Origin of the sequence: Streptomyces lavendulae subsp. lavendulae (genome assembly GCF_002803845.1) — a bacterium.
Taxonomy (GTDB): Bacteria; Actinomycetota; Actinomycetes; order Streptomycetales; family Streptomycetaceae; genus Streptomyces; species Streptomyces lavendulae.
The window spans coordinates 2,635,478-2,660,622 of the sequence record NZ_CP024985.1 but is presented as its reverse complement, the minus strand read 5'-3'; the positions used below and the strand labels follow the sequence as shown (position 1 = coordinate 2,660,622).

Annotated in this window: 26 protein-coding genes; 14 read left to right on the top strand and 12 right to left on the bottom strand. The window is 73.4% G+C overall.

Translation table 11 applies throughout. The annotated features are described in order from the left end of the window. The first annotated feature begins 28 nt into the window (after positions 1-28). Positions 29-409: a helix-turn-helix domain-containing protein gene (locus tag SLAV_RS11010; RefSeq protein WP_007266936.1), complete on the top strand. Its 381-nt coding sequence runs from the start codon at positions 29-31 to the stop codon at positions 407-409. Between the two features lie 198 nt (positions 410-607). Then, positions 608-892 (top strand): hypothetical protein, encoded by a 285-nt coding sequence (locus tag SLAV_RS42350; protein ID WP_078950689.1) that lies wholly within the window; start codon positions 608-610, stop codon positions 890-892. On the opposite strand, the gene SLAV_RS11000 is transcribed toward SLAV_RS42350, so the two are convergent. From SLAV_RS11000 to SLAV_RS10985, 4 genes are all read right to left on the bottom strand, one after another. Further along, the gene (locus SLAV_RS11000; RefSeq protein ID WP_030240184.1) at positions 840-1,619 is read right to left on the bottom strand and encodes an SDR family NAD(P)-dependent oxidoreductase; all 780 of its coding nucleotides are present in this window, start codon (positions 1,617-1,619) and stop codon (positions 840-842) included. The two genes, SLAV_RS42350 and SLAV_RS11000, sit on opposite strands and share 53 nt — an antisense overlap. Positions 1,620-1,651: 32 nt before the next feature. Further along, positions 1,652-2,485 (bottom strand): Fpg/Nei family DNA glycosylase, encoded by an 834-nt coding sequence (locus tag SLAV_RS10995; protein WP_030240183.1) that lies wholly within the window; start codon positions 2,483-2,485, stop codon positions 1,652-1,654. Between the two features lie 109 nt (positions 2,486-2,594). Next, complete coding sequence (locus tag SLAV_RS10990; RefSeq protein WP_051841461.1) at positions 2,595-3,311, bottom strand: hypothetical protein; 717 nt, start codon at positions 3,309-3,311, stop codon at positions 2,595-2,597. A 183-nt stretch (positions 3,312-3,494) separates the two neighbouring features. Then, complete coding sequence (locus tag SLAV_RS10985; RefSeq protein ID WP_030240178.1) at positions 3,495-8,084, bottom strand: ATP-dependent helicase; 4,590 nt, start codon at positions 8,082-8,084, stop codon at positions 3,495-3,497. Positions 8,085-8,163: 79 nt separating this feature from the next. Between SLAV_RS10985 and SLAV_RS10980 the strand changes: the two genes are divergently transcribed. The 3 genes from SLAV_RS10980 to SLAV_RS10970 all read left to right on the top strand — a co-directional run bounded on the left by SLAV_RS10980 (position 8,164) and on the right by SLAV_RS10970 (position 10,134). Continuing rightward, on the top strand, positions 8,164-9,009 hold the full coding sequence (locus SLAV_RS10980; RefSeq protein ID WP_030240175.1) for an AraC family transcriptional regulator: 846 nt from the start codon (positions 8,164-8,166) through the stop codon (positions 9,007-9,009). 109 nt (positions 9,010-9,118) lie between these two features. After that, the gene (locus SLAV_RS10975) at positions 9,119-9,829 is read left to right on the top strand and encodes an AzlC family ABC transporter permease (RefSeq protein ID WP_030240173.1); all 711 of its coding nucleotides are present in this window, start codon (positions 9,119-9,121) and stop codon (positions 9,827-9,829) included. Beyond that, on the top strand, positions 9,826-10,134 hold the full coding sequence (locus tag SLAV_RS10970) for an AzlD domain-containing protein (protein WP_030240171.1): 309 nt from the start codon (positions 9,826-9,828) through the stop codon (positions 10,132-10,134). Before SLAV_RS10975 ends, SLAV_RS10970 begins: the two co-directional genes overlap by 4 nt. On the opposite strand, the gene SLAV_RS10965 is transcribed toward SLAV_RS10970, so the two are convergent. Further along, complete coding sequence (locus SLAV_RS10965; protein WP_037688924.1) at positions 10,103-11,089, bottom strand: hypothetical protein; 987 nt, start codon at positions 11,087-11,089, stop codon at positions 10,103-10,105. The two genes, SLAV_RS10970 and SLAV_RS10965, sit on opposite strands and share 32 nt — an antisense overlap. Positions 11,090-11,169: 80 nt before the next feature. Here SLAV_RS10965 and SLAV_RS10960 point away from each other — a divergent pair, with 80 nt between their 5' ends. Both SLAV_RS10960 and SLAV_RS10955 read left to right on the top strand, forming a co-directional pair. Further along, the gene (locus tag SLAV_RS10960; RefSeq protein ID WP_030240165.1) at positions 11,170-11,364 is read left to right on the top strand and encodes a DUF3046 domain-containing protein; all 195 of its coding nucleotides are present in this window, start codon (positions 11,170-11,172) and stop codon (positions 11,362-11,364) included. Positions 11,365-11,414: 50 nt separating this feature from the next. Further along, complete coding sequence (locus SLAV_RS10955) at positions 11,415-12,650, top strand: AI-2E family transporter (RefSeq protein ID WP_078950684.1); 1,236 nt, start codon at positions 11,415-11,417, stop codon at positions 12,648-12,650. On the opposite strand, the gene SLAV_RS10950 is transcribed toward SLAV_RS10955, so the two are convergent. Then, positions 12,583-13,380 carry a Clp protease N-terminal domain-containing protein gene (locus tag SLAV_RS10950; protein ID WP_030240160.1) on the bottom strand — a complete coding sequence of 266 codons (798 nt, stop codon included), beginning with the start codon at positions 13,378-13,380 and terminating at the stop codon, positions 12,583-12,585. The two genes, SLAV_RS10955 and SLAV_RS10950, sit on opposite strands and share 68 nt — an antisense overlap. Positions 13,381-13,487: 107 nt before the next feature. Between SLAV_RS10950 and SLAV_RS10945 the strand changes: the two genes are divergently transcribed. After that, entirely contained in the window at positions 13,488-14,036 is a 549-nt protein-coding gene (locus SLAV_RS10945; protein WP_030240157.1) for an HPP family protein, read from the top strand. A 70-nt stretch (positions 14,037-14,106) separates the two neighbouring features. On the opposite strand, the gene SLAV_RS10940 is transcribed toward SLAV_RS10945, so the two are convergent. Beyond that, positions 14,107-14,532 carry a hypothetical protein gene (locus tag SLAV_RS10940; RefSeq protein ID WP_051841460.1) on the bottom strand — a complete coding sequence of 142 codons (426 nt, stop codon included), beginning with the start codon at positions 14,530-14,532 and terminating at the stop codon, positions 14,107-14,109. 294 nt (positions 14,533-14,826) lie between these two features. Here SLAV_RS10940 and SLAV_RS10935 point away from each other — a divergent pair, with 294 nt between their 5' ends. From SLAV_RS10935 to SLAV_RS10920, 4 genes are all read left to right on the top strand, one after another. After that, positions 14,827-15,681 (top strand): S1 family peptidase, encoded by an 855-nt coding sequence (locus tag SLAV_RS10935; RefSeq protein ID WP_030240152.1) that lies wholly within the window; start codon positions 14,827-14,829, stop codon positions 15,679-15,681. Between the two features lie 234 nt (positions 15,682-15,915). Further along, a complete protein-coding gene (gene rox, locus SLAV_RS10930; RefSeq protein ID WP_030240151.1) occupies positions 15,916-17,343 on the top strand; it encodes a rifampin monooxygenase in 1,428 nt (475 codons plus the stop codon). 176 nt (positions 17,344-17,519) lie between these two features. Next, positions 17,520-18,725 carry an esterase/lipase family protein gene (locus SLAV_RS10925; RefSeq protein ID WP_030240147.1) on the top strand — a complete coding sequence of 402 codons (1,206 nt, stop codon included), beginning with the start codon at positions 17,520-17,522 and terminating at the stop codon, positions 18,723-18,725. Positions 18,726-18,996: 271 nt separating this feature from the next. Then, positions 18,997-19,548, top strand: coding sequence for a DUF4232 domain-containing protein (locus SLAV_RS10920; RefSeq protein WP_030240145.1), 552 nt, complete (start codon positions 18,997-18,999; stop codon positions 19,546-19,548). Between the two features lie 346 nt (positions 19,549-19,894). Here the strand turns inward: SLAV_RS10920 and SLAV_RS10915 are convergent, their stop codons facing one another. Continuing rightward, positions 19,895-20,293, bottom strand: coding sequence for a hypothetical protein (locus SLAV_RS10915; RefSeq protein WP_030240141.1), 399 nt, complete (start codon positions 20,291-20,293; stop codon positions 19,895-19,897). Positions 20,294-20,591: 298 nt separating this feature from the next. Here SLAV_RS10915 and recA point away from each other — a divergent pair, with 298 nt between their 5' ends. Continuing rightward, on the top strand, positions 20,592-21,713 hold the full coding sequence (gene recA / locus SLAV_RS10910) for a recombinase RecA (RefSeq protein ID WP_078950683.1): 1,122 nt from the start codon (positions 20,592-20,594) through the stop codon (positions 21,711-21,713). 3 nt (positions 21,714-21,716) lie between these two features. Beyond that, positions 21,717-22,280: a recombination regulator RecX gene (gene recX, locus SLAV_RS10905; protein ID WP_051841459.1), complete on the top strand. Its 564-nt coding sequence runs from the start codon at positions 21,717-21,719 to the stop codon at positions 22,278-22,280. A gap of 109 nt (positions 22,281-22,389) precedes the next feature. Here recX and SLAV_RS10900 read toward each other — a convergent pair whose 3' ends face one another. The 4 genes from SLAV_RS10900 to SLAV_RS10890 all read right to left on the bottom strand — a co-directional run bounded on the left by SLAV_RS10900 (position 22,390) and on the right by SLAV_RS10890 (position 25,123). Then, positions 22,390-22,779 carry a rhodanese-like domain-containing protein gene (locus SLAV_RS10900; RefSeq protein ID WP_030240136.1) on the bottom strand — a complete coding sequence of 130 codons (390 nt, stop codon included), beginning with the start codon at positions 22,777-22,779 and terminating at the stop codon, positions 22,390-22,392. Further along, complete coding sequence (locus tag SLAV_RS10895; protein WP_030240135.1) at positions 22,776-23,324, bottom strand: cupin domain-containing protein; 549 nt, start codon at positions 23,322-23,324, stop codon at positions 22,776-22,778. Before SLAV_RS10895 ends, SLAV_RS10900 begins: the two co-directional genes overlap by 4 nt. An 81-nt stretch (positions 23,325-23,405) precedes the next feature. After that, complete coding sequence (locus SLAV_RS43370; protein WP_311318651.1) at positions 23,406-23,492, bottom strand: putative leader peptide; 87 nt, start codon at positions 23,490-23,492, stop codon at positions 23,406-23,408. Positions 23,493-23,524: 32 nt separating this feature from the next. Further along, positions 23,525-25,123 (bottom strand): FAD-dependent monooxygenase, encoded by a 1,599-nt coding sequence (locus tag SLAV_RS10890; RefSeq protein WP_037688917.1) that lies wholly within the window; start codon positions 25,121-25,123, stop codon positions 23,525-23,527. Between the last annotated feature and the right edge of the window lie 22 nt (positions 25,124-25,145).

Genomic DNA, 25,145 nt, shown 5'->3' with positions numbered 1-25,145 from the left:
GCTACACGGTCAGAGGAGGGAGCCACCGATGATTCTGCTCCGTCGCCTGCTGGGTGACGTGCTGCGTCGGCAGCGCCAGCGCCAGGGCCGTACTCTGCGCGAAGTCTCCTCGTCCGCCCGAGTTTCGCTCGGCTATCTCTCCGAGGTGGAGCGGGGGCAGAAGGAGGCATCCTCCGAGCTGCTCTCCGCGATCTGCGACGCGCTGGACGTACGGATGTCCGAGCTGATGCGCGAAGTCAGTGACGAGCTGTCGCTGGCGGAGCTCGCGCAGTCGGCCGCCGCAAGCGAACCGGTGCCGGCACCGGTGCGCCCGATGCTCAATTCGGTTTCCGTGGCCTCGGTCACGGGCGGACCGGAGCGGGTGACCATCAAGGCACCCGTGGAAGCGGTGAACGTCGTCGCCGCTTGAGCGCGAGCCGAGCATGTGAGCGTGGCGAGAGCCCCGGAGGGTGCGTGAGCACCGGCCGGGGCTCTTTGCCGTCCGGGGCCGGCGGGGCGGTGTGGCGGGCGTTCTGGGTGCGGGGGCCACGGTCCTGCGGGAGGATGGGCCCGTCCCCGATCAGGCCCTTCCCCGGACTCCGTCCGGGGGGACCCCGTGGAGGTGGCCGTGCGGCGGTTGCTCATACCCCTCGCCCTGGCAGTGGGCGTCCTCTGGTGGTGGGCCGTGCTGCGGCTCGCGCTGGCGCCGGAGGACACCGGGCCCGTGGAGGGCGCCGTGGCGGTGGGCGGATGGGGGCTGGGGCTCCTACCGGTGCACTGCACGGGGCAGATCCCCGTACGCCGGGCCCGGGCGGCCGCGGGGGCTGCCGGGGCGTCGGCCGCCGGGGCGCGGCGGGGGCTCACCAGGGCATCGATACTCCGCCGTTCGGACGAAGGATCTGGCCGGTCATGAAGGACGAGGCGTCGCAGGCCAGGTAGAGCACCGCCTGGGCGATGTCCTCGGGCTCCCCGACCCGGCGCAGCGGTGACATCCGGACCATGGCCTCCTCCGTCCGCTGCTGGACCTCGGCGCCGTGCCGGCCGGTCATGGGGGTGCGGATCCAGCCCGGGGCGACGGCGTTGACGCGGATGCCGTGCGGGCCGGCCTCGGTCGCGAGGGTCTTCGTGAGCTGGACCACGGCCGCCTTGGCGGCGCTGTAGCAGAGCAGCCCCGGCTGGGCGGCGTCCACGGCGCCGGAGGCCATGGTGACCACCGAGCCGGGGCGGCCGGCGGCGATCATGGCGCCGACGGCCTCCTGGCAGGTGCGCAGGACCCCTTTGAAGTTGATGTCCAGGATCCGGTCGAGGTCCTCGTCGGTGGTCTCCAGGACGCTGCTGGTGTGCATCACGCCCGCGATGGCGGCGGTGATGTCCAGGGGACCGGCCGCGGCGACGGCGGCCCGCAGCGCGGTGCGGTCGGTGACGTCGAGGGGGTGGGCGGTCGCCGTGCCGCCGCCCTTGACGATCAGGTCCGCGGTCTCGGCGAGGCCCGTCTCGTCGCGGTCCGCGCAGTGCACGACGGCGCCGGCCCGGGCGAGGAGGAGGGCGGTGGCGCGGCCTATCCCGCTCGCGGCTCCGGTGACGAGCGCGGTGCGGCCGGTGAGGTCGTACGGGGCGTCGTACGGGGTGGGTGTGGGCATGCAGGGACCGTACGAGCGTATCTGACGGCCCGTCAACCAGTGCGTCGGGTCGGCTCCGGGGCGGGGGCCGGACCGGCCTGGCAGCGGGGGCACCAGTACGCGGGGCGGCCGTCCTGGTCGGCCTCACGCACCGGGGTGCCGCAGCGCAGGCAGGGACGGTGGGCGCGGCCGTAGACGAACAGCTCCCGGCCGGGGCGGCGGCTGCCGGTGGTGTTGCGGCGCCGGGGCCGTCCGGGGTCGCCGGTGTTCGCGGCCAGCAGGCGCTGTGCGGCGGCGGCCAGGCGGGGGAGGGTGGCCGCCGGGTCGGGGAGGTCCCCGACCGGGGTCCAGGGGGTGACCTGGGCGAGGAAGCAGAGTTCGGTCTTGTAGATGTTGCCGATGCCCGCCAGGTTGCGCTGGTCGAGCAGGGCCTCGCCCAGGGGCCGCGCGGGGTCGGCGAGCAGATTGGCCGCCGCCCTGGCCGGATCCCAGTCGGGGCCGAGCAGATCGGGGCCGAGGTGGCCCACCACGCGGTCCTCGTCGGCGGTGCGGAGCAGTTCGAGGACGGGCAGGCGGTAGCCGACGGCGGTGGCCCCGGCGTTGGCCAGGACCGCCCGGATCTCGTGGGCGGGGCCGCCGCGCCACTTCTGGTCCGGGGCGAAGACGTACCAGGCGCCGTCCATGCGCAGGTGGCTGTGGAGGGTGAGGCCGCTGTCGAGACGGGTCAGGAGGTGCTTGCCGCGCGGGGTGACGCCGAGGACCGTGTGCCCGGTGAGGTCGGCGGTGGCGAAGCGGGGGACGCGCAGGTCGGCGTGGGTGAGGGGCTCGCCCGCGAGCGCGGCGTGCAGGCGGGCCGCGACGCGGTGGACGCTGTCTCCTTCGGGCATGCGGCCATTGTCGCGCCGTCCGGCCGGGGGGACGCGGAACCCCCTGGGCGGGGTGGCCGCCGCAGGGGGTTCGCGGATCAGGAGGTGCGAGGGCCCGGTGGGCCGCTCGTCACTTCCAGGTGAGGCCCTTCTGGGCGGGGCTGCTCAGGTTGTTGTACGGGTCGCCCCAGTACTCGGCGCCGGTGACCTTGGCGCCGGTCGGCGCGAGGGCGATGGCGCAGCCGGTCTGGGTCTTGCCGTTGGTGAAGCCCTGCGGCAGGGATTCGTTCGGGCACTTCTCGAACTTGCCGATGGTCAGCAGGACGCCGGACTCGCTGCCGCCGTCGAGCAGGCCCTTGATGTGGCCGACGCTGGCGAAGGACAGGTCCGTGGTGCCGGTGTTCTTGATCGTGTACCGGATGTAGAAGGGGGTCTGGCCCTTCACCTTGTCGGCGACGTTCAGCGGCGTCAGGTCGGCGGGGGTGCCCGCCTCGATGCCGGTGACGGTGAGGGCGATCTGGCCGCCCTTGTTGCTGCCGTAGCTGAACGGCACGGTCGCGGCCTCGCCGATCTTGAAGGCCTGGCCCGACTTGGCCACCGCGCCGCTGCCGCCCGCGGCGGGCGCGCCGGTGGAGCCGTCGTAGCCGCCCGCGGACGGGGAACCGGCCGGGGCGCTGGCGTAGCCGGAGGGCTGGCCCGCCGGCTGCGAGGCCTGGCCGGCCGGGGCGGACGGGGCCGCCGGGGTGACTTCCTCGTTGCCGTCCTTGCAGCCCGTCAGGACCAGGCTCGCGGCGACCGCGAGGCCGGCCGCGACCACGGTGGTCTTGCGCATGCTGATGGTGCTCACTTTTCTTCTCCCCCATGACTGTGCACCGCCAATGCGGTGCCTGTGATCATCTTGATAAGGCATGGATAAGCGCCGCTGCCAGCTCAGGAGCGGCTGGCAGCGGTTTCGTGACATGGCCAAGACATACGTGGCCGAGTCGATACTGGAGCGAGTCCAAGTCGTTTCCGCGCACGGGGGCCGGCGCTAGTTGCGCAGGCGGAGCCCCCGCGGGGTGGCGTGGAAGCCGGCCGATTCGAGGGACCTGCCGAGCGGGGAGGTCAGGGACGAGGCGGCGTTGACGCGCTCCACCGTCAGGTCCGGGAGGGTGCCCGCGCGGGAGGCCGCCACCAGGGCGGACGTCGCCGCCGCGAGGCGCGGGTCCTCGGGCTCCGGCCAGGCCAGCAGGGTCTTGCCGCCGCGCTCCAGGTAGAGCGTGAGCTCGCCGTCGACCAGGACCACCAGGGAGCCCGCCTTGCGGCCCGGCTTGTGGGTGGCGCCCGCCGGGGGCTCGGGCCAGCCCAGGGCCGCTCCGTACGCGTTCGCCGGGTCGGCCGCCGCCAGCACCACCGCCGCCAGCGGCGGCGGGGTCCGCTCGGCGGCCCGCAGGCGGTCCACCGCGCCGTCCATCGCGAACTGGGCCGCGCCCAGCCCCTCCACCACGTACCCGCGCCTGGCCTGTCCGCTGTCCTCGAACGCGGACAGGATCCGGTACACCGCACTGAACCCGCCCTCGACCCCCTCCGCCGCCACCGCCCCGCGCGTGACCACGCCGTGCCGGTCCAACAGGGTCCGGGCCAGCGCGTGCGCCCGGTGCGTCGGGTCGGGTGCGGGCGCGGGCAGCAGGGACCAGCGGCCCGAGACCGTGGGCGGGCCCGTACGGGAGACGGTGGCGCTCAGGGTCCCGTACCGGCCGCGCGGCACCGTACGGCGGGCCCGGTGCGCGGTGGCCCCCGCCGTGCGGCCCGAGCCGAGCAGGGAGCGCAGCGGGGCCAGGGTGTCGTTCGTCACCCGGCCCGACCAGGCCAGGTCCCACAGGGCCGAGGACAGCTCCAGGTCGGAGGCGTCCGGGAGCCCGGCGCGGACCTCCTGAGACAGCTGCCGGAAGAACAGGGCCCGCCCCGAGGCCAGGGCCTCCAGCACCCCCTGGTGCAGCGGGGACAGCTCCAGCGGATGCGCCGGGGGCAGCAGCAGGGGCGCCGCCTCCGCCAGGTAGAGGGAGATCCAGCCGTCCTTCCCCGGCAGGGCGCCGGCTCCCGCCCACACCACCTCGCCCGTCGTGGTCAGCTCGTCCAGCAGGGCCGGGGAGTACCCGGCGACCCGCGAGGGCAGGATCAGCCGCTCCAGGGCCGAGGCCGGGACCGGCGCGCCCTGGAGCTGCTCGATGGCGCGGGCCAGGCCGTCGATGCCGCGCAGCCCGCCGCCCAGGTGCTGCCACTGGGGCAGGAAGGTGGCCAGCGAGGCCGGGGGGACGGGCTCCAGTTCCTGGCGCAGCGCGGCCAGCGAGCGGCGCCGCAGCCTGCGCAGCACCGTGGCGTCGCACCACTCCTGGCCGATGCCCGCCGGATGGAACTCGCCCTGGACCAGGCGGCCCGGCGCCGCGAGCCGGTGCAGGGCGCCCTCCGTCACCGCCGCGCCCAGGCCGAAGCGGGCGGCGGCGGTGGCGGTGGTGAACGGGCCGTGGGTGCGCGCGTAGCGGGCCAGCAGATCGCCGAGGGGGTCCTTGACCGGCTCGGTGAACGCCTCCGGGACCCCCACCGGCAGGGCCGTGCCCAGCGCGTCCCGCAGCCGGCCGGCGTCCTCGATCGCCGCCCAGTGGTCCGTGCCGCCGATCCGGACCCGGATCGCCCGGCGGGCCGCCGCCAGCGCGGGGGCCCAGCCGGGCTCGGCGCCCCGCTCGGCCAGCTCGGCGTCGGTCAGCGGGCCCAGCAGGCGCAGCAGGTCGGCCACCGACTCGGCGTCCTTGGCCCGGCGGTCGGCGGTCAGCCACTGCAGCTCCCGCTCCAGCTCCTCCAGCACCTCGGCGTCGAGCAGTTCGCGCAGCTCGGCCTGGCCCAGGAGCTCGGCCAGCAGCCGGGAGTCCAGCGAGAGCGCCGCCGCGCGCCGCTCGGCGAGCGGAGAGTCCCCCTCGTAGAGGAACTGGGCGACGTACCCGAACAGGAGGGAGCGGGCGAAGGGGGAGGGCTCGGGGGTGGTCACCTCGACCAGGCGCACGCGGCGCGCCTCGATGTCCCCCATCAGCTCCGTCAGCCCCGGTACGTCGAAGACGTCCTGGAGGCATTCCCGTACGGCTTCCAGCACGATCGGGAACGAGCCGAACTCCGATGCCACCTGGAGGAGTTGCGAGGCGCGCTGGCGCTGTTGCCACAACGGTGTGCGCTTGCCGGGGCTGCGGCGCGGCAGCAGCAGCGCGCGGGCCGCGCACTCGCGGAACCGGGAGGCGAACAGGGCCGACCCGCCGACCTGGTCGGTGACGATCCCGCTGATCTCGCCCCGGTCGAAGGCCACGTCGGCCGCGCCGAGCGGCGCCTGTTCGTCGTCGAACGCGAAGTCCGCGGGGTGCGAGGGGTCGTGGTCGAGGAGGTCCATGGAGAGCAGGTCGGCGTCCGGCAGGCGCAGGACGATCCCGTCGTCGGCGTGCATGACCTGGGCGTCCATGCCGTACTTCTCGGCGAGGCGGGCGCCGAGCGCCAAAGCCCAGGGGGCGTGCACCTGGGCGCCGAAGGGGGAGTGGACCACCACCCGCCAGTCGCCCAGTTCGTCGCGGAACCGCTCGACGACGATGGTCCGGTCGTCCGGCACGTGGCCGCACGCCTCGCGCTGCTCGGCGAGGTAGGCGAGGACGTTCTGCGCGGCACGGGCGTCCAGGCCGGCCGCCAGCAGCCGCAGCCGGGCGTCCTCCTCGGTGAGCCCGCCCAGCTCGCGCAGGAACGCGCCGACCGCACGGCCCAGTTCGAGGGGGCGGCCCAGCTGGTCGCCCTTCCAGAACGGCAGCCGCCCCGGCACCCCGGGGGCCGGGGTGACCAGGACCCGGTCGCGGGTGATGTCCTCGATCCGCCAGGAGGTGGTCCCCAGGGTGAACACGTCGCCCACGCGGGACTCGTAGACCATCTCCTCGTCCAGCTCGCCGACCCGGCCGCCGCCCTTCTTGGGGTCCGAGCCCGCGAGGAAGACGCCGAAGAGGCCGCGGTCCGGGATGGTTCCCCCGGAGGTGACCGCGAGGCGCTGGGCGCCGGGCCGTCCGGTGACCGTCCCCGCCACCCGGTCCCAGACCACCCTGGGTCTGAGCTCCGCGAAGGCGTCGGAGGGGTAGCGGCCCGCCAGCATGTCCAGCACCGCGGTGAACGCCGATTCCGGCAGCGCCGCGAAGGGAGCCGCCCGCCGGACCAGGGCGAGGAGGTCGTCCAGCTGCCAGGTGTCCATCGCCGTCATCGCCACCAGCTGCTGGGCGAGGACGTCCAGCGGGTTGGAGGGGATGCGCAGGGACTCGATCGCCCCGATGCGCATCCGCTCGGTGACCACGGCCGCCTGGACCAGGTCCCCGCGGTACTTGGGGAAGACCACGCCCGTGGAGACGGCGCCCACCTGGTGTCCGGCGCGGCCGACGCGCTGCAGCCCGGAGGCCACCGAGGGCGGCGACTCCACCTGCACCACCAGGTCCACCGCGCCCATGTCGATGCCCAGTTCCAGGCTGGAGGTGGCGACCACGGCGGGCAGCCGGCCCGCCTTGAGGTCCTCCTCGACCAGGGCCCGCTGCTCCTTGGACACCGAGCCGTGGTGCGCGCGGGCCAGCAGGGGAGGCGCCCCGTGGGCGGCGCCCGACTGCGCCATGATCTCGGCGGGCGGCGCCCCCTGGGGCAGGGGCTCGCCCACGGCCCGCTCGTAGGCGATCTCGTTGAGCCGGTTGCAGAGCCGCTCCGCGAGACGGCGGGAGTTGGCGAACACGATCGTCGACCGGTGGGCCTGCACCAGGTCCGCGATCCGCTCCTCCACATGGGGCCAGATCGACGGCTTGTCGCCGCCCTCGCGGCCCTCGGTGGCGGGGGAGCCCCCCAACTCGCCCATGTCCTCGACGGGGACGACCACCGACAGGTCGAACTCCTTGTCCGAAGGCGGCTGCACGATTTCCACCCGGCCGCGCGGGGCCAGGTACCGGGCGACCTCCTCCACCGGCCGGACCGTCGCCGACAGCCCGATCCGGCGGGCCGGGCGCGGCAGCAGCTCGTCCAGCCGCTCCAGGGACAGGGCGAGGTGCGCCCCGCGCTTGGTCCCCGCGACGGCGTGCACCTCGTCCAGGATCACCGTCTCGATGCCGGCCAGCGCCTCCCTGGCCGCCGAGGTCAGCATCAGGAACAGCGACTCCGGGGTGGTGATCAGGATGTCCGGCGGTCTGACGGCCAGGGCGCGGCGCTCGGCGGGCGGGGTGTCCCCGGAGCGGATGCCCACCCGGATGTCCGGCTCGGGCAGGCCCAGGCGCGCCGACTCCTGCCGGATCCCGGTCAGCGGGCTGCGCAGGTTGCGCTCCACGTCCACGGCGAGGGCCTTGAGCGGGGACACGTACAGCACGCGGCAGCGCTTCTTCGGCTCGGCGGGCGGCGGCTCCGCGGCGAGCCGGTCGAGGGCGGCGAGGAAGGCGGCGAGGGTCTTGCCGGAGCCGGTCGGTGCCACGACGAGCACGTCCGAGCCCTCCCTGATCGCCCGCCAGGCACCCTCCTGCGCGGCGGTGGGCGTACGGAAGGCCCCCGTGAACCAGGAGCGGGTCGCGGGGGAGAACGAGTCGAGCGCAGCGCCTGCCATGCCCCCATCGTGCACCCCGCCACTGACAACGCACCGGACCTGCGAGGACACCCCCGGCGGCGGCGCGCAGAATGGGGTCATGGGGACGGACGGAACGGACGACGGGCGCCGGGAGTGGGCCCGCCACTGGCAGTACGCGCAGTTGCCGGGGCTGGACCTGCTGCGCGCCCACTACGTCCGCCACACCTTCCCGCGCCACGCGCACGACGGCTACGTCATCGCGGCCGTCACCGGCGGCGTCGAGGAGATCGGCCTGCCCTCCGGCACGGTCCGGGCCGGGCCGGGCAGCGTGGTGCTGATCAATCCCGAGGTGGCGCACACCGCGCGCGCCGGGGCGCCCGAGGGCTGGGCGTACGCCACCCTCTACCCCTCCCGGGACCTGATCGCCGAGGTCGCCGCCGAGATCGGCGGCCTGCGCGGCACCCCCGGCTTCACCGCCGACATGGTCCCCGACCGGGAGGCCTCGCGGGCCATCACCGACGTGCACCGGGCCGCCGAGGCCGGCAACGCGCTCGCCGCCGACACCCTGCTGCGGGGCGTGGTGGCGCGGATGCTCACCCGGCACGCGGGCCCGCTGCCCGACCGGCCGCTGCGGCGCGCGGGCGCGGCCGACGCGGAACGGGCCCGGAGCGTGCTGGAGGAGCGGATGGCCGAGCCGCCCTCGCTGGAGCGCCTCGCGGAGGAACTGGGCACCAGCCCCTTCGCCTTGCTGCGCGCGTTCCGGGACCGGTACGGGATGCCGCCCCACACCTGGCTCACCGACGCCCGGGTCCGCCGGGCGCGGCTGCTGCTCGACACGGGCACCGCCCCCGCCGAGGCGGCCGTCACCGTCGGTTTCACGGACCAGCCGCACCTGAACCGGCACTTCACCCGGATCGTCGGGGTGCCCCCGGGCGCGTACCGGCGGGAGCGGGCCGCGGGCTAGAGCGCCCCGCCGGCCGGCGGGCCGGACCGCCCCACCGGTGCCGCGTGCAAGAACGTACAAGACCGGCCTGCCGGGGCCCGCGTACGTTCGGGGCGTGGGAGAGAACCAGATGGTGATACGAGAGGCCCCCGTCCACGACGGGGGACCGACCCCCGGGCGGCCGCGGGCCGCCGTCGTCCGCGACGCCCTCGGGGTGGGAGTGGCCGTCGGCCTGTCGGGATTCGCCTTCGGCGTGACCGCCGCCGGGGCCGGGATCAGCGTGCTGCAGGCCTGTGTGCTGAGCCTGCTCGTCTTCACCGGAGCCTCGCAGTTCGCCCTGGTCGGCGCGCTCGCGGCGGGCGGGAACCCCTTCACCGCGGCCGCCGGTGCCTTCTTCCTGGGCACCCGCAACGCCTTCTACGGGCTGCGGCTGTCCCAGCTGCTCGCGCTGCCGCGTGCCGTGCGCCCCTTCGCCGCGCACTGGGTGATCGACGAGACCACCGCCGTGTCGCTGGCGCAGCCCGACCGCAAGGCCGCCCGGCTCGGCTTCACCGTCACCGGGCTCAGCCTCTACGTGCTGTGGAACCTCACCACCCTGCTGGGCGCGCTCGGCGCCGAGGCCATCGGGGACACCTCCGCCTGGGGGCTGGACGCGGCGGGGCCCGCCGTGTTCCTCGCGCTGCTCGCGCCGATGCTGAAGACCTCGACCGAGCGGGCCGTCGCGGGCCTGGCCCTGGTCCTCGGACTGGGCTTCCTGCCCGTCCTGCCCTCCGGGGTGCCCGTGCTGATCGCCGCGCTGGCCGCGCCCGCCGTGCTGTGGATGAAGGGACGCCGCTCGTGAACGTCTGGATCGCCATCGGACTGACCGTCGTCGGCTGCTACGCCGTCAAGCTCGCCGGACTCCTCGTGCCCGCCGGGGCCCTGGAGCGGCCCCTGGTGCGCAGGCTGTCCGCCCTGCTGCCGGTCGCGCTGCTCGCCGCGCTCACCGCCCAGCAGACCTTCAGCACCGGCCACGAGCTGGTGCTCGACGCCCGCGCCGCCGGGCTGGCCGCCGCCGCGGTCGCCCTGCTGCTGCGCGCCCCGTTCCTGGTGGTGGTCGGGGCGGCGGTGGTGGTCACCGCGGGCGTCCGGGCGCTGGGGGGCTGACCGCCGGGGGACCGGCCGCCGGAGGGCCGGCCGCGCCGACCGGACGCCCGTACGCCCGCAGCGTCAGCAGGGCCTCCAGGGTGGCGATCGGCCGCCGCTCCAGCGAGCTGCCCGGCGCCCAGGCGCGGCGGCGCACCGGCCAGCCGCCGTCCGGCTGCTGCTCCGCCGCGAGGAAGTCCAGCGAGCGGCGCATCTCCTCGTCGGTGAACCAGCTCCGGGCCAGCGACTCGGGGCGCCGCGCGTAGTCGTACGGGAAGAGCAGCTCGCCCGGCGCGTAGCCGGGGGCGGGGGCGTACTCCTCGCGCCGCCCCGGGTCGAGCACCACGAGGTGCCGCTCGCGCACCAGCCGCCCCAGCCGGTCCGCGGCCGCCGCCGCGCGGGCCCGGTCGGGGGCGCCGTCGAGGAAGGCCACCGCGCTCTGGACCTCGTAGGGGTGCGAGTGGCGCAGCGTCTCGATCCGCTCCCAGCAGAAGTCCGTGGCCCGGAACAGCCAGGCGTGCCAGATCCGGTTGCGGTGCAGCACGCCGACGACGGGGCCGGTGGTCAGCAGCTCGCCCGGCGGGTCGTCGCGCACCGGGTGGTAGGGGGCCACGGGATGGTCGCGCGGGGCCGGGCGCACCAGCGGGAGCGCGCCCTCGGGGGTGGAGAGCCCGGTCAGGTGGCGGCAGAGCCGTTCGATGCGCTGGCCGGCGCAGCGGCCGAGGCTGTCGAGGACCCGAAGGGCGTGCGCGGTGTGCAGGGGCTGGCTCAGCGGGCCGCGCAGATCCGGGTCGAGCGCGTGTCCGTAGCCGCCGTCGTCGCCCAGGTAGGCGCCGAGGGCGGTGTCCACCGCGTCGGCGTCCCCGCCGAGGAAGTGGAAGGCGAACCGCCGCTGCTCCAGCACCCGGGCCGTGAGCCAGATGAACTGTTCCGCGCGGGCCAGCGGGGCCGGCGGGGGAGATTCGTCTCCAGGCATGCGTGACACCGTAGGGCGCCGGGCCGGGACTCAGGGGGCCAACGGGACGGGTGCACTCTCCCGGGCGGGATACTGGGGGCATGCGGTTGACGATTTTCTGGGAGCGGATGGCGGAGCACTTCGGTGCGGCCTACGCGGAGTCCTTCGCCCGGGACCACGTGATGACGGAACTCGGCGGACGGACCGTGCACCAGGCGCTGGACGCGGGCTGGGAGACCAAGGACGTGTGGCGCGCGGTGTGCACGGCGATGGACGTGCCGGCCTCGCTGCGCTGAGGCGAACACCGTTTCGCGGTTCGGCGAGCGGGTGGGACAGACTGGTCGGCGTGGCAGCCAGTGATGAGACGACGACGACCGACCCGATCCCGGAAGCCCGCGGGGCCCGGGACACCGGGGACGACCCGGACACCGGGGGTGCCCCGGAGGCCCGGGAGGCGTCCGCCGGTGCCGTCCCCGGCCGGGGGGACGCGCGGATGCCGCGCTGGCTGCCGCGCGCGGTGGTCCTCGTACTGGCGCTGGTCGCCTGTTTCCAGCTCGGCAGCTGGGCCTTCCACCAGCTGATCGGGCTGCTGGTCAACATCCTGATCGCGTTCTTCCTCGCGCTCGCGATCGAACCCGCCGTGGCCAGGATGGCGGCCCGCGGCATGCGCCGCGGGCTGGCCACCTTCCTGGTGTTCCTCGGGGTGTTCGTCGCGACGGCGGGCTTCCTCGCGCTGCTCGGCTCGATGCTCGCCGGACAGATCGTCGACATGGTGGAGGGCTTCCCGCGCTACCTCGACTCGGTGATCAGCTCGATCAACACCACCTTCCACACCGAGCTGTCCCGCCTGGAGATCCAGGACAGTCTGCTGCACTCCGACTGGCTCCAGAAGTACGTGCAGAACAGCGCGACCGGTGTGCTCGACGTGTCCACCACCGTGCTCGGCGGACTCTTCAGGCTGCTGACGGTCGGCCTGTTCTCCTTCTACTTCGCCGCCGACGGGCCCCGGCTGCGCCGCGCGCTGTGCTCCGTGCTGCCGCCCGCGAAGCAGGCCGAGGTGCTGCGGGCCTGGGAGATCGCCGTCGCCAAGACCGGCGGCTACCTCTACTCCCGCGGCCTGATGGCGCTGATCTCCGGCATCGCGCACTACGTGGTCTTCGAGTTCCTCGACCTGCCGTACGCGCCCGCCCTGGCGGTGTGGGTGGGGCTGGTCTCCCAGTTCATCCCCACCATCGGCACCTACCTGGCGGGCGCCCTGCCGATGCTGATCGCCTTCACGGTCAACCCGTGGTACGCGCTGTACGTGCTCGGGTTCGTGGTGGTCTACCAGCAGTTCGAGAACTACATGCTCCAGCCCAAGCTGACCGCGAGGACGGTGGACATCCATCCGGCGGTGGCCTTCGGCTCGGTGATCGCGGGCACCGCCCTGCTGGGCGCGGTCGGGGCGCTGATCGCGATCCCGGCCGTCGCGACGCTGCAGTCCTTCCTCGGCGCGTACGTCAAGCGCTACGAGGTCACGGACGCGGCTCCGGCGACGGTGGCTCCGCGGATCCGTCGAGTACGGAGGCCAGGAGTGCGGTGATGCGGGTCTCGGACTCGGCCTTGTCGAGTCCGAGACCGCTCAGCACGCCGTCGCCGTCCTCCAGTTCGAGGAGGGCGAGCAGGATGTGCTCGGTGCCGACGTAGCCGTGACCCAGGCGCAGGGCCTCGCGGAAGGTGAGCTCCAGGGCCTTCTTGGCGCCCGCGTCGAAGGGCACGAGGTCGGGGACGGGGGCGCCGGAGGGTTCCGGCAGGGCTGCCATGACGGCGGCGCGCAGGTCGGCGGCGGTGAGCTGCCGGGCGGTGAGGGCGGTGATCCACAGGCCCTCCGGCTCGGCGAGCAGGCCCAGGAGCAGGTGCTCCGGGCGGATCTCGGTGTGGCCGGCCGCGCGGGCCTCGTTCTGGGCGTTCACGACCACGTTGCGGGCGCGGGGGGTGAAGCGTCCGAAGCCCTGGTTCGGGTCGAGGCCGGGGTCGCCCTCCTTGTCGGCCTTGGGGACGAAGCGCTTCTGCGCCGCCTGGCGGGTGACGCCCATGCTGCGGCCGATGTCGGTCCAGGAGGCGCCGGAGCGGCGGGCCTGGTCGACGAAGTGGCCGATCAGGTGGTCCGCGACGTCACCGAGGGCCTCGGCGGCGACGACGGCGCCGCTGAGCTGCTCCAGCGTGTCGGAGTGGACCTTCTTGATGGCCTCGATCAGGTCGTCGAGGCGGACCGGATTGGTCATGCGGACGGGTTCCACGGGTTCCACGGGTTCCACGGAAGGGTTCGTCATGAGTGCAACCCTAGGTTGACAGTCGGCGGAGTGTCAACCGTCGGTTGTCAGTCGGTGGGGGTCACCGTATAGGGGCGGCATGTGGGGGCGCGGTACATCTGGCGGTCATGAGCGTGGACACGAGTACCGAACGGACCGCCGGCCGACCGCCCGCCCTGCGCACGCTCGCCGGGCGGGCACCCGCGCCGGTCGCACCCGCGAGGGCCACCGCCCTGGTCAGCGGCGGGGTGGCGGCCGCGGCGCTGCTGGCGCTCGTCGGCATCGGCGCGCTGCTGCGCGAGCCCGTGCTGATCCCGCCGATCGCGGCGAGCGCGGCCATCGTCTACGGGGTGCCCGCACTGCCGCTGGCGCAGCCGCGCAGTGTCGTCGCGGGGCACCTCCTGTGCGCGGCGGTCGGCTACCTGGCGCTGGCGCTGCTCGGCGGCGCGCCGTGGGTGGCGGCGCTCGGGGCGGGGGTGGCGGTGGGGGTCATGACGCTGGCCCGGACCCCGCACTCGCCGGCGGCGGCGACCACCGTGGTGGTGGTGCTGCAGTCGCCGGACCCGCGGTGGTTCCTGCCGCTGCTGACTGGCGCGGCGGTCGTGCTGGTGCTGGCGGGGATGGCGGCGTCGCGGGCGCGGCCGGGGGCGGTCCGGTATCCCGTGTACTGGTGGTGAGGCGGGGCGTGCGCCGGGGGCGGAGGGGGCTGGGGACGTGGCCCCCTCCGCCCCCGGCGCGGGGTCACCGTCAGGCGGCGGGCTGGGGCTGCCCGTTCAGCAGGGTGACGACCTGGTCCATCTCGTCCCGCCAGATGCGGTGCACGTTCATCCGGGTCGGCTTCACGTGGCCGGGGAGCATCATGCGGAACGAGCTCCAGAGGGCGTTGCGGTTGACGTCGGTGACGGTGCCGACGGCCTGGGCGGGCGGTATCGCGAAGACGATCTCCTGCGGGCGGTTGCTCATCCGGCTCGCCTTGTGGAGGACCACCGCCTGCTCGGTCACCGTGACGAAGTAGTAGGTGAGGAACGCCTGGCCGATGAGGCCGAGCATGCTCATCAGCCACACGCTGGGGCCCGCGATGGCCTGGATGGTGACGATGGGCCGGTCGGTGGGGTTCGCCTCGGCGAGGGCGGCTGCCACCTGCTGCTGGATCGTGGCCTTCTTGATGGCCATGGGTCCTCCTGAGCGGAATCTCGATGCCCCCGTGATCGGGGGCACCGCAGGGTACCGGCCATGAACAGGCCCTATTCGGCCAGGCCGTCGGGGTGGGCCTTGCGCCCCGGTATGGGGTCCGGTGCCCGGCCCGTGCGCCGTTGGGAGGGTTGGGGGGAGAAGCGTCCGCGGCTCGACTGGTCGCCCGTTCCCCAACTGTCAAGGCCCTCTTGTGAGTTGACTCAGGTCAATTGAGAATGCGCATGACAACCGAAGGATCTTCGGTCGCATTCGTCACCAGAGGGGAACCCCCACATGAACAAGCCTCTCACCGGCCTCGTGCTCTCCCTGCTCCTCACCGGAGCGGCGGCGGCGCCGGCCGTGGCCTCCGCCCCCCAGGACACGGACCGGGCAACGGCCAAGACCCCGCAGGCCGTGGCGGTCACGTACGCGGGCACCGTCGCGCTCAGCAACTGTTCCGGCTCGGTCGTCCGCACCCCCGCCTCGCAGCCGAACGACCCCGCACTCGTCCTCTCCAACGGGCACTGCCTGGAGACCGGCTTCCCGGCGGCCGGCGAGGTCCTGGTCAACCGTGCATCCAGCCGCTCCTTCTCGCTGCTCAACGCCTCCGGCTCCAAGGTCGCGACGCTGCGCGCCAGCAAGATCGCGTACGGGACGATGACGGACACGGACGTCTCGCTGTACCAGCTGACCAAGACGTACGCCCAGATCCAGAGCCAGTACGGCATCGGCGCGCTCACCCTCAACGACGCCCACCCGACGCAGGGTTCGTCCATCAAGGTGGTGTCCGGCTACTGGAAGCGCACCTACAGCTGCAACGTCGACGGGTTCGCGTACCGCCTCAAGGAGGGCGCCTGGACCTGGAAGGACTCGGTCCGCTACACCTCGTCCTGCAACACCATCGGCGGCACCTCCGGCTCCCCGGTGATCGACACGACGACCGGCAAGGTCGTCGCGGTCAACAACACGGGCAACGAGGACGGGCAGCGCTGCACGGACAACAACCCGTGCGAGGTGGACGAGAACGGCAACGTGACGGTCCGTCAGGGCATCAACTACGCCCAGGAGACCTACATCCTGGTCCCCTGCATAGGCCCCGGCAACCAGATCGACCTGAACCGCCCCGGCTGCGCCCTGCCGAAGCCGTAACGGCGGCAGCGGCCGTACCCGCCCGACCCCGGCACCAGCCCGGCCCGGCCGACACCACCGTCGGCGGGGCCGGGCCCGTCTCCGGAAGGGGGGCGAAACGAGAAGGGCAAGGAGGTGAACCCACTCCTTGCCGCTCTCAAGGTATAGCGGACGGGGGGACTTGCGGCAAGGCCCGGGCGGTGCCACAGAATCACCCCTCGAAGCCATGACCTGCACGAACATAGGGGGAACGCAATGATCGACGTGATCGTTGCCGGGGGTGGACCGACCGGGTTGATGCTGGCCGCCGAACTGCGGCTGGCCGGGGTGCGGACGGTCGTGCTGGAGAAGCTGGAGGAGCCGTCCGGCCTGTCCCGCGCGCGCGGGCTGCACGTGCGCAGCGTCGAGGTGATGGACCAGCGCGGCCTGCTCGACCGGTTCCTGGCGCACGGAGAGCGGTTCCAGGCCGGCGGATTCTTCTCGGCCATCATCAAGCCGTGGCCCGACGGGGTGGACACGGCGCACCCGTACGGTCTCGCCATCGAGCAGACGGTCACCGAGCGGCTGCTCACCGAGCGGGCCGTCGAACTCGGCGCCGAGATCCGGCGCGGCAGCGAACTGGCCGGGCTGGCCCAGGACGAGGACGGGGTGGACGTCGAGCTGGCCGACGCCACGCGGCTGCGCTCGCGTTTCCTCGTCGGCTGCGACGGCGGCCGCAGCACAGTGCGCAAGCTGCTCGGCGTCGGCTTCCCCGGCGAGCCGACCAAGGTCGAGACGCTGCTCGGCGACGTCGAGTTGAGCGCGGAGCCGGCGGAGCTGGCCGCCGTGATCGGGGAGATCCGCAAGACCCACGTCCGGTTCGGCGCCGTTCCCCTGGGCGGCGGGGTGTACCGCATCATCGTGCCCGCCGACGGGCCGGTGGCGGATCGTGCGGCCGCGCCGACCTTCGAGGAGTTCACGGCGCGGCTGCGGGAGTTCGCCGGCACCGACTTCGGCGCCCACTCGCCGCGCTGGATCTCACGGGTCGGCGACGCCACCCGGCAGGCCGAGCGCTACCGGGTGGGCCGGGTGCTGCTGGCCGGGGACGCGGCGCACATCCACCCGCCGACCGCCGGGCAGGGCCTCAACCTCGGCGTCCAGGACGCGTTCAACCTCGGCTGGAAGCTGGCCGCGGAGGTCAACGGCTGGGCGCCGGCCGGGCTGCTGGACAGCTACCACGACGAGCGGCACGCGGAGGGCGCCCTGGTGCTGGCCAGCACCCTCGCGCAGGGGGTGCTGCTGGGGACGGACCCGGCCGCGCGGGCGCTGCGGGAGTTCGTTTCGCAGCTGATGGACTTCGACGTGGTGAACCGGTACGTGACCGAGCAGATCACCGCGGTCGGGGTCCGCTACGACCTGGGCGAGGGGCACGACCTGCTCGGCCGGCGCATGCGCGACGTGGTGCTGAAGGAGGGGCGCCTCTACGAGCTGATGCGCGGGGGCCGGGGGCTGCTGCTCGACCGGACCGGGCGGCTGTCGGTGGAGGGCTGGGCGGACCGGGTCGACCACGTCGTCGACGCCGGCGGGGAACCGGACGTGCCCGCCGTGCTGCTGAGGCCCGACGGCCACGTGGTGTGGGTCGGTGCGGAGCAGGCGGACCTGCTCGGCCCGCTGTCGCGCTGGTTCGGAGCCGCCGCGGGCTGACCGGACGGGGCCGGGCCAATGCGGGCATATCCATTTGGCACATGCCCGATGCACTAAACCATTCCCGTGCATACTCCATCAGATGTGGTGAACTCCGCAGCTCAGAGGAGTGATGCGCCCAAATCACCCCCCATGATGACGTCGTCTCGCACACCCCTTCCCCAAGGAGTACGACCATGTCCGCGACGTCCGAGCCCAATGTCGGTTCGTTCACCCTCGACGGTCCGCTGACTGCCGGACCCTCCGGGTCGATCGAGGTGCCGGAGCACGAGGAGTGGAGCCTGCCGAACGGCTTCGCGTGGGTCTTCCTCGGCGACGGCAACCGTCAGCTCACCCGGCCCGTGATCATGGCCGACGGTTTCAGCCTCGGCCGCAGCAAGCTCGACGTCCTCTACCAGGGACTGGAGAGCGGAGCCTTCCCGTTCGTCAGCGAGCTGCGCCGGCGCGGCAGGGACGTGATCCTGCTCGGCTTCGACGAGCGCAGCGCGTCGATCCTGGACAACGCGCAGACGGCCATCGCCGCCATCCTGCAGGCGGGCGCCGAGCAGGTGGGCGACGCCCGCCTGGTCGTCGGCGGCTTCAGCATGGGCGGCATCGTCACCCGCTACGCGCTCGCCAAGATGGAGCGGCAGCGGATGGACCACCGGACCGCGCTGTACTTCTCCTACGACAGCCCGCACCGCGGCGCCTCCATCCCGGTCGGCGTGCAGGCGTTCTCGTACTTCATCCCGTTCCCGAACGACTTCGCGAAGCAGATGAACAGCCCGGCCGCGCGCCAGATGCTGTGGCAGCACTACGACCGGGACACCGGCAAGATCGGCGTCGCCCCGGAGCGCACCGAGTTCCTCGCGGCCCTGGACCGGGTCGGCGGCTGGCCGCAGATCCCGATGAAGATCGCCGTGGCCAACGGCCGCGGCGACGGGGTCGGCCTGCCGGAGGTCAAGCCCGGCGAGGTCGCGCTGCGGATCGACCAGATCTACCCGGGCACCACCTTCTACACCCAGGCCCAGGGCAACGACGTGACGGCCGCCTACCTGAACCGCAGGTTCCCCAAGGCCGAGAAGACCATCACGACCAGCGGCTTCCCGGAGACGGACGGCGCGCCGGGCGGCACGCTGCACACGTACCAGATCCTCGCCCAGACGATGGAGAAGCTCGGCGGCAAGGTCGACCTGCGGCACGAGGACGTGTGCTTCGTCCCCTCGGTCAGCGCCGTCGCGATCCGCGACATCGACGAGCAGGACAGCCTGTACGTGGACATCGACTCCCTGAGCCCGGAGGAGAGCGAGCTGGACGACTTCCTCTGCTCGTCCACGACCACCGCGCACACGGCCATCACCGAGGAACTGGCCACCTGGATCACGGACCGCCTCCCCGACTGATCCCCGCCACCCCCACCGGGGCTGCCGCCCGCCCCACCCGGCGGACGGCAGCCCCGCTGTCGTGAGGCCCGGCCCGGCTCGGCCCCGCCCGTGTCCCGTGCCACGGGATCTTGACCGTTTGCCATCGGAGTTTGACCGTTGCGTCACAGGTAGTCGCCACACGGAACCCTGCAGCTCTCCCGCCCATATCTTCACTCACGTACCACGCGTACCGCGGGGCAATAACCGACGACCGAAGCCCGCGGACGAGACGACTCAGGGGGACGACAGCATGCGTCACAGCAACGGCATTCGCAGGGCGGCTCTGGCGACGACGGCGGTCATGGCCGTCGCGGCGGCGGTGACCGGCATCCTGCCCGGCACCGCCATGGCGGCGAGCACCACCACCTCCACCCCGCCGCCCGCCTGCCCGGCCTCCGCCCTCCAGGTCAGCGCCTGGCAGGCCGCCCACCGGCCCGTCGGGACCGGGACCGGGGCGGCGGTCGTGCAGTTCACCAACGTCTCCCAGAAGACGTGCGTCCTGAAGGGCTATCCGACGGTCGCGGGCGCCGGCAACACCCCGCTCAAGGTCACCCCCACCGGCACGGCGGCCACTGTGACGGTCCGGCCGCAGGGCAAGGCATGGGTGAAACTGACCTTCGTCCAGGTCCAGGGGGAGGGCGACGGCTACTGCGTCTCGGGCAATACCCCGGCGGCGTATCCGACGATGGTCATCGGGCTGCCGCACTCCGGGGAGCACAAGGTCGCCCTGAAGGACGGGTGGTGGGCCCAGTGTGACAACAAGGTGACAGCCACCCCGGTCTCGGCGGTCGAGCCTTCCTGACCCCCCGTCCTCACAAGTCGAGCAGCCTGCATGACGATCGCAAGGCTCTGACCTACACGTCTACGAGAAACTGCACATAAGTGCAGGTCAGCGACTCAGCGCACCGAAGGTGCGCTGAGTCGCTGACCTGCGGTGATCAAACTCCGATGACACCAACTCGCGTCCGTCAAAGTCCGATGGCAAACGGTCAAGATCCAGCGGCACGGGACACTCCTGTCCTGTGACATCAAAGTCTGAGCCCGTGCCATCGAAGTTTGACTGACGCTGGTACCTGCGCACCGGCGCCAGCGCAGATGGCGATGCAGGGCTTCTCCGGCCGTCGACGCGAGGACGGGCCCAATACGACTCAGCTGTCCGGACCGCAGACGGTGCCACCGGACTGCTGGCGGGAGTACCGGACGATGGCTTCCTGCGAGGTTGATGGCGTGCTGCCGTCGACGGGGGTGCGGCAGTAGGAGGCGATGATGGAGCCCTCGGTGACGGCGTCCAGAACACCCTCCCAGGGGATGGTGTAGCTGACGGAGGTGGTGTCAGCGGTGACGTTCACGACGCCCTGAGTCTGCGCGGCCACACTTTGCCCGTCGGTGTCACCACAGACCGTGACGTCGAAAGTGACTTTGTCGCCGGTCGTGAACGGTATGTGGTCCACCACGACGAGGACGCCATTCCAGGGCTCCTGCCGACAGCCGATCAAGCCGGGGGCCTCCTCGAAGGGAAACTCCGGGAAGTCGAGTTCGATCGGCACGCAGGCTCCTGGCAGTCGGAGAGGCTGGCCGGATGGGCGGCTCCCGCAGCGCCCCCTACCGCTCAAACTTCGATGGCACGGACCTACTGATGATCAACCTTCGTTGGCAATGATCAACCTTCGCCGTCACAGGACAGCCCGGGCCGGGCCCTGCCGGGAGGGGCGGCGTGGTGCGCTTGACAGGAAAATCGAACATCCATTCTGATGGGTTATCCACAGCCGGAACGGGTGTGGGAGCGCATTGTCAGTGGCAGGCGTTAGCGTCAATGGCGTGAAGCGATCGACTCAAGCAAACCGGGTGGAACCCATGGCAGGCACCGACCGCGAGAAGGCTCTCGACGCCGCGCTCGCACAGATTGAACGGCAATTCGGCAAGGGTGCGGTCATGCGCCTCGGCGACAAGCCGAACGACCCCATCGAGGTCATCCCCACCGGGTCGACCGCTCTGGACATCGCCCTCGGCGTCGGCGGGCTGCCCCGCGGCCGTGTGATCGAGGTGTACGGGCCGGAGTCCTCCGGTAAGACCACCCTCACCCTGCACGCCGTGGCCAACGCGCAGAAGGCCGGCGGCACCGTCGCCTTCGTGGACGCCGAGCACGCGCTCGACCCCGAGTACGCCAAGGCGCTCGGCGTGGACACCGACAACCTCATCCTGTCCCAGCCGGACACCGGCGAGCAGGCGCTGGAGATCGTCGACATGCTGGTGCGCTCCGGCGCGCTCGACCTGATCGTCATCGACTCCGTCGCGGCGCTCGTGCCGCGCGCGGAGATCGAGGGTGAGATGGGCGACTCGCACGTGGGTCTCCAGGCCCGTCTGATGAGCCAGGCGCTCCGCAAGATCACGGGTGCGCTCAACCAGTCCAAGACCACCGCGATCTTCATCAACCAGCTCCGCGAGAAGATCGGTGTGATGTTCGGCTCGCCCGAGACCACCACCGGTGGCCGCGCGCTGAAGTTCTACGCCTCGGTGCGCATCGACATCCGCCGCATCGAGACCCTCAAGGACGGCACCGAGGCGGTCGGCAACCGCACCCGCGTCAAGGTCGTCAAGAACAAGGTCGCGCCGCCCTTCAAGCAGGCCGAGTTCGACATCCTCTACGGCCAGGGCATCAGCCGCGAGGGCGGCCTGATCGACATGGGCGTGGAGCACGGCTTCATCCGCAAGGCCGGCGCCTGGTACACGTACGAGGGCGACCAGCTGGGCCAGGGCAAGGAGAACGCCCGCAACTTCCTGAAGGACAACCCCGACCTCGCCAACGAGATCGAGCGGAAGATCAAGGAGAAGCTGGGCGTGGGTGTCCGCAAGGACGCCGCCGCCGGCGAAGAGCCGGCCGCCGCGCCGGCCGACTCCGCGGCCGCCGTGCCCGCCCCGGCATCGAAGGCCAAGACGACGGCCAAGGCCGCCGTCGCCAAGAGCTGACCCGTGCGGGAGCAGGAGAGGGGCGGCGCGAGCGGCGGGCGTGAGGGCCGCCAGGAGCTGCCGCCCCAGAGTCCCGAGGAGCAGGCGCGGGCGATCTGCCTCCGCCTGCTCACCGGGATGCCGCGGACCCGGCGCCAGCTCGCGGACGCCCTGGAGAAGCGGGGCATCCCCGAGGAGGTGTCGCAGGAGGTCCTCTCCCGGTACGAGGAGGTGGGCCTGATCGACGACGCCGCCTTCGCGGGAGCCTGGGTCGAGTCCCGGCACCGCGGCCGGGGGCTCGCCCGCCGGGCGCTCGCGCAGGAACTGCGGACCAAGGGGGTGCACACCACCCTCGTGCAGGAGGCGCTGGAACAGCTGGACTCCGAGCAGGAGGAGCGCACGGCCCGGGAGCTCGTGGAGCGCAAGCTCCGCTCCACCCGGGGCCTGGAGCGGGACAAGCGGATCCGGCGCCTCGCCGGGATGCTCGCCCGTAAGGGATACCCGGAGGGCATGGCCCTGCGGGTGGTCCGGGGCGCCCTGGAGGCGGAGGGCGAGGACGCCGACGACCTCGGGTACCCGGGGCTCTGAGCCCCGGGTCCGGGACCCGCGCGTCCGGGACCTGCGCGTCCGAGACCCGGGATCGTGGGCCGGCTAGGAGGCCGCCGGGTTCCGGGCGGAGCAGGGGCGGCGGCGCCCGTCAGGCGGGAACGACCGGGAGGCCGGCTGCCTTCCAGGCCTGGAAGCCGCCCGTCAGATCCGTCGCCCGGTGCAGCCCCAGCGCGTGCAGGGAGGCCGCGGCCAGCGTGGAGGCGTAACCCTCGTTGCAGATCACCACCACGCGGAGGTCGTGACCGGTGGCCTGCGGGAGGCGGTGGGAGCCCTGCGGGTCGAGCCGCCACTCCAGTTCGTTGCGCTCGACGACCACCGCGCCGGGGATCAGCCCGTCCCGCTCGCGCAGCGCCTGGTAGCGGATGTCCACCAGCAGGGCCCCGTCGAGGAACGCCTCGTGGGCTGCCCGCGGTGCGATGCGGGTGTAGCCCGCGCGGAGCCGCTCCAGCAGCTCGTCGATGCCGACCGGGGCGCTCACTGCCAGTCCGCCGGGCGCTCGACCTGCTCCAGGGTGAGGACGGGACCGCTGCGGCCGTAGCGGCGGATCAGCGGCAGCGGCGGGTAGTAGGCGTGGACGGAGACCGCGTGCTCGGCCGTCGACTCGTTGAGGACCTCGTGGACGTGGTGCTCCCCGAAACCCCGTCCGGCGCCCGCGGCCAGCGTGCGGCTGCGGTCGACGCCGGGAGCCAGCTCCAGGCTCTGCCAGCCCTCGGAGGGCAGCCGTACCGCCAGGGAGCGCTCGGTGAGCCGGCCCCGCGCGGTCGCGAAGGCGCCCCGCGATTCGGCGTGGTCGTGCCAGCCCGTGCCGGTACCGGGCGGCCAGCCGATCAGCCAGGCCTCGCTGCCGCCCGGACCGTCGAGCCGGATCCAGGTGCGGCCCTCGGGATCCAGCGGCAGGGAGTCCACGACCGCCGGGTCGGCGGCGGTGCGCAGGGCGAAGGCGAGGAGTTCCGCCGCCGTCGGCGCGGCGGCGGAACGGGCAGGGGCGGGGGCAGGGGCGTGCGTGGGCGCGGGGGCAGACATGCGATGACCGTCCTGGGAGTTCGCGAAAGGTGCGCGCGGGCCCGGCAGGGCAGGGCACGGGGCGCGCGGAGGGAAGGCGAATCAGCAGGAAGGGCGACACACGCAGCCCGCGTAGCGGAGCAGGTCCATGTGAACCCTCCGCCACAGGCGTACGTCGTTGCCGGTCATGTCGGTGAGTGAACCACGCGTGCCCGGGAGCGTCAATCGATCACGGCTGTGGGCGTGGTGGAGGGAGCGGCGGAGGGAGCCGCCGCGGGGTCGCCGTCCGGGGCGCCGGCCCGGACCGCGTCCGCCGCCTCGTACAGCTCCGCCGGACGGACCCCGGCGAAGGTGGCCGCCAAGTGCCCGTCGGGCCGGACGAGGAGCACGGTGTGGGCCGGAGCCCCCGGGTAGGAGTCCGCGACCAGCAGCTCGGTGCGTACCGGGAGGGCGCTCACCGCCGCCGCGAGCCGGGGCATCAGCCCGGCCCCCACCCAGTGCCGCCGGTCCCACACCCCGGTGCCCGGGGCGACGAGCAGGACCAGCAGCCGGCCCCGCCCCAGCAGGTCGCGCAGGGGGACGGTGGCCCCGTCGGGCGCGGTCACGGGTACGTTCGCCACCGGACCGCCCGGTTCCGTCGCCGTCGGGACCTCCCGTACGGCCATGGGCGGGGCGTACACCGGCTCCGCGCCGAGCGGGCCCCGGCCCAGGTGCCCGTCGGTGAGCAGGGCCTCGGCGGAACGCGCGGATCCGGGAAGCAGGGTGCGCAGCCCGCCGCCGCCGCGCAGGGCGGGCATGGCCTGGTCGGCGGCGCGCAGCCGGGCGGCGACGGCGGTGCGCCGTTCGCCCTCGTAGCTGTCGAGCAGGGCCTCGGAGGCGCCCTGGTGCCAGGCCAGGGCCAGCTTCCAGGAGAGGTTCTCCGCGTCCCGCAGCCCCTCCTCGACACCCTGGGTGCCGAGCGCGCCCAGCAGGTGCGCCGCGTCCCCGGCGAGGAAGGCCCGACCGTCGCGCCAGCGCCGGGCCAGCCGGTGGTGCAGGGTGTGCACCCCGGTGTCGATCAGGTCGTACGGGGGAGTGGTGCCCCCGCACCACCCGGCGAGGGTGTCCCGGATGAGGGTGACGAGGGCGTCCGGGGTGACCAGCTCGCCCCGCGCGGCCAGCAGCCAGTCCAGCCGCCAGACCCCGTCGGGCAGCGGCCGGGCGGTGACCTCCTCGGGTCCGGAGGGCGGGTTGCGGTGCAGCAACGCCTCCCCGGGCCAGGGCAGTTCGGCGCGCAGCGCGGCGACGGCGTGCCGTTCCACGGCGGTCCGGCCCGGGAAGCGGATGCCGAGCAGCTTGCGCACGGTGGAGCGGGCCCCGTCACAGCCGACGAGGTGGCTGCCGCGCCACCAGGTGGCTTCGGAGCCCCGGGTGTGCACGGTGACCCCGCGGTCGTCCTGCTCCAGGGAGTCCAGCTTGCAGTCGGTGACCAGCTGGACGAGGGGGTGCGCGGCGGCGGCGTCGCGCAGCCCGCGGGTGAGGGCGTGCTGCGGGAGGTGCAGGGGTGCGGGCCCCTCCTCGAAGGTGATCCGACGCATCTCCTGACGGCGCCTCATGGTGCGCCAGGCCGCGAAGTGCGCCCCCTCGTCGCGCAGGGTGGCACAGCCCAGCCGGTGCGCCATTGCGGCGGTGTCGCCGTGCAGGACGACGGAACGGGCGGGCCGGGGCTCGTCCTTGCCGGGACCCTCGTCGAGGAGGACGGAGGGTACGCCGTGGCCGGCCAGGGCGAGGGCCAGGGACAGTCCGACCGGGCCCGCGCCGACGACGATCACCGGGTCCATGGCAGGGCTCCCGATGTCCGGT

Coding starts and splice junctions, on each gene's coding strand:
- SLAV_RS10995 (WP_030240183.1), bottom strand. CDS start 2,485: ATGCCCGAAGGAGACAGCGTCCACCGCGTCGCGGCCCGCCTGCACGCC.
- SLAV_RS11010 (WP_007266936.1), top strand. CDS start 29: ATGATTCTGCTCCGTCGCCTGCTGGGTGACGTGCTGCGTCGGCAGCGC.
- SLAV_RS10945 (WP_030240157.1), top strand. CDS start 13,488: ATGAGCGTGGACACGAGTACCGAACGGACCGCCGGCCGACCGCCCGCC.
- SLAV_RS10985 (WP_030240178.1), bottom strand. CDS start 8,084: ATGGCAGGCGCTGCGCTCGACTCGTTCTCCCCCGCGACCCGCTCCTGG.
- SLAV_RS10965 (WP_037688924.1), bottom strand. CDS start 11,089: ATGCCTGGAGACGAATCTCCCCCGCCGGCCCCGCTGGCCCGCGCGGAA.
- SLAV_RS10980 (WP_030240175.1), top strand. CDS start 8,164: ATGGGGACGGACGGAACGGACGACGGGCGCCGGGAGTGGGCCCGCCAC.
- SLAV_RS10960 (WP_030240165.1), top strand. CDS start 11,170: ATGCGGTTGACGATTTTCTGGGAGCGGATGGCGGAGCACTTCGGTGCG.
- rox (WP_030240151.1), top strand. CDS start 15,916: ATGATCGACGTGATCGTTGCCGGGGGTGGACCGACCGGGTTGATGCTG.
- SLAV_RS10920 (WP_030240145.1), top strand. CDS start 18,997: ATGCGTCACAGCAACGGCATTCGCAGGGCGGCTCTGGCGACGACGGCG.
- SLAV_RS43370 (WP_311318651.1), bottom strand. CDS start 23,492: ATGACCGGCAACGACGTACGCCTGTGGCGGAGGGTTCACATGGACCTG.
- SLAV_RS10935 (WP_030240152.1), top strand. CDS start 14,827: ATGAACAAGCCTCTCACCGGCCTCGTGCTCTCCCTGCTCCTCACCGGA.
- SLAV_RS10975 (WP_030240173.1), top strand. CDS start 9,119: ATGGTGATACGAGAGGCCCCCGTCCACGACGGGGGACCGACCCCCGGG.
- SLAV_RS11000 (WP_030240184.1), bottom strand. CDS start 1,619: ATGCCCACACCCACCCCGTACGACGCCCCGTACGACCTCACCGGCCGC.
- SLAV_RS10895 (WP_030240135.1), bottom strand. CDS start 23,324: ATGTCTGCCCCCGCGCCCACGCACGCCCCTGCCCCCGCCCCTGCCCGT.
- SLAV_RS10925 (WP_030240147.1), top strand. CDS start 17,520: ATGTCCGCGACGTCCGAGCCCAATGTCGGTTCGTTCACCCTCGACGGT.
- SLAV_RS10940 (WP_051841460.1), bottom strand. CDS start 14,532: ATGGCCATCAAGAAGGCCACGATCCAGCAGCAGGTGGCAGCCGCCCTC.
- SLAV_RS10890 (WP_037688917.1), bottom strand. CDS start 25,123: ATGGACCCGGTGATCGTCGTCGGCGCGGGCCCGGTCGGACTGTCCCTG.
- SLAV_RS10950 (WP_030240160.1), bottom strand. CDS start 13,380: ATGACGAACCCTTCCGTGGAACCCGTGGAACCCGTGGAACCCGTCCGC.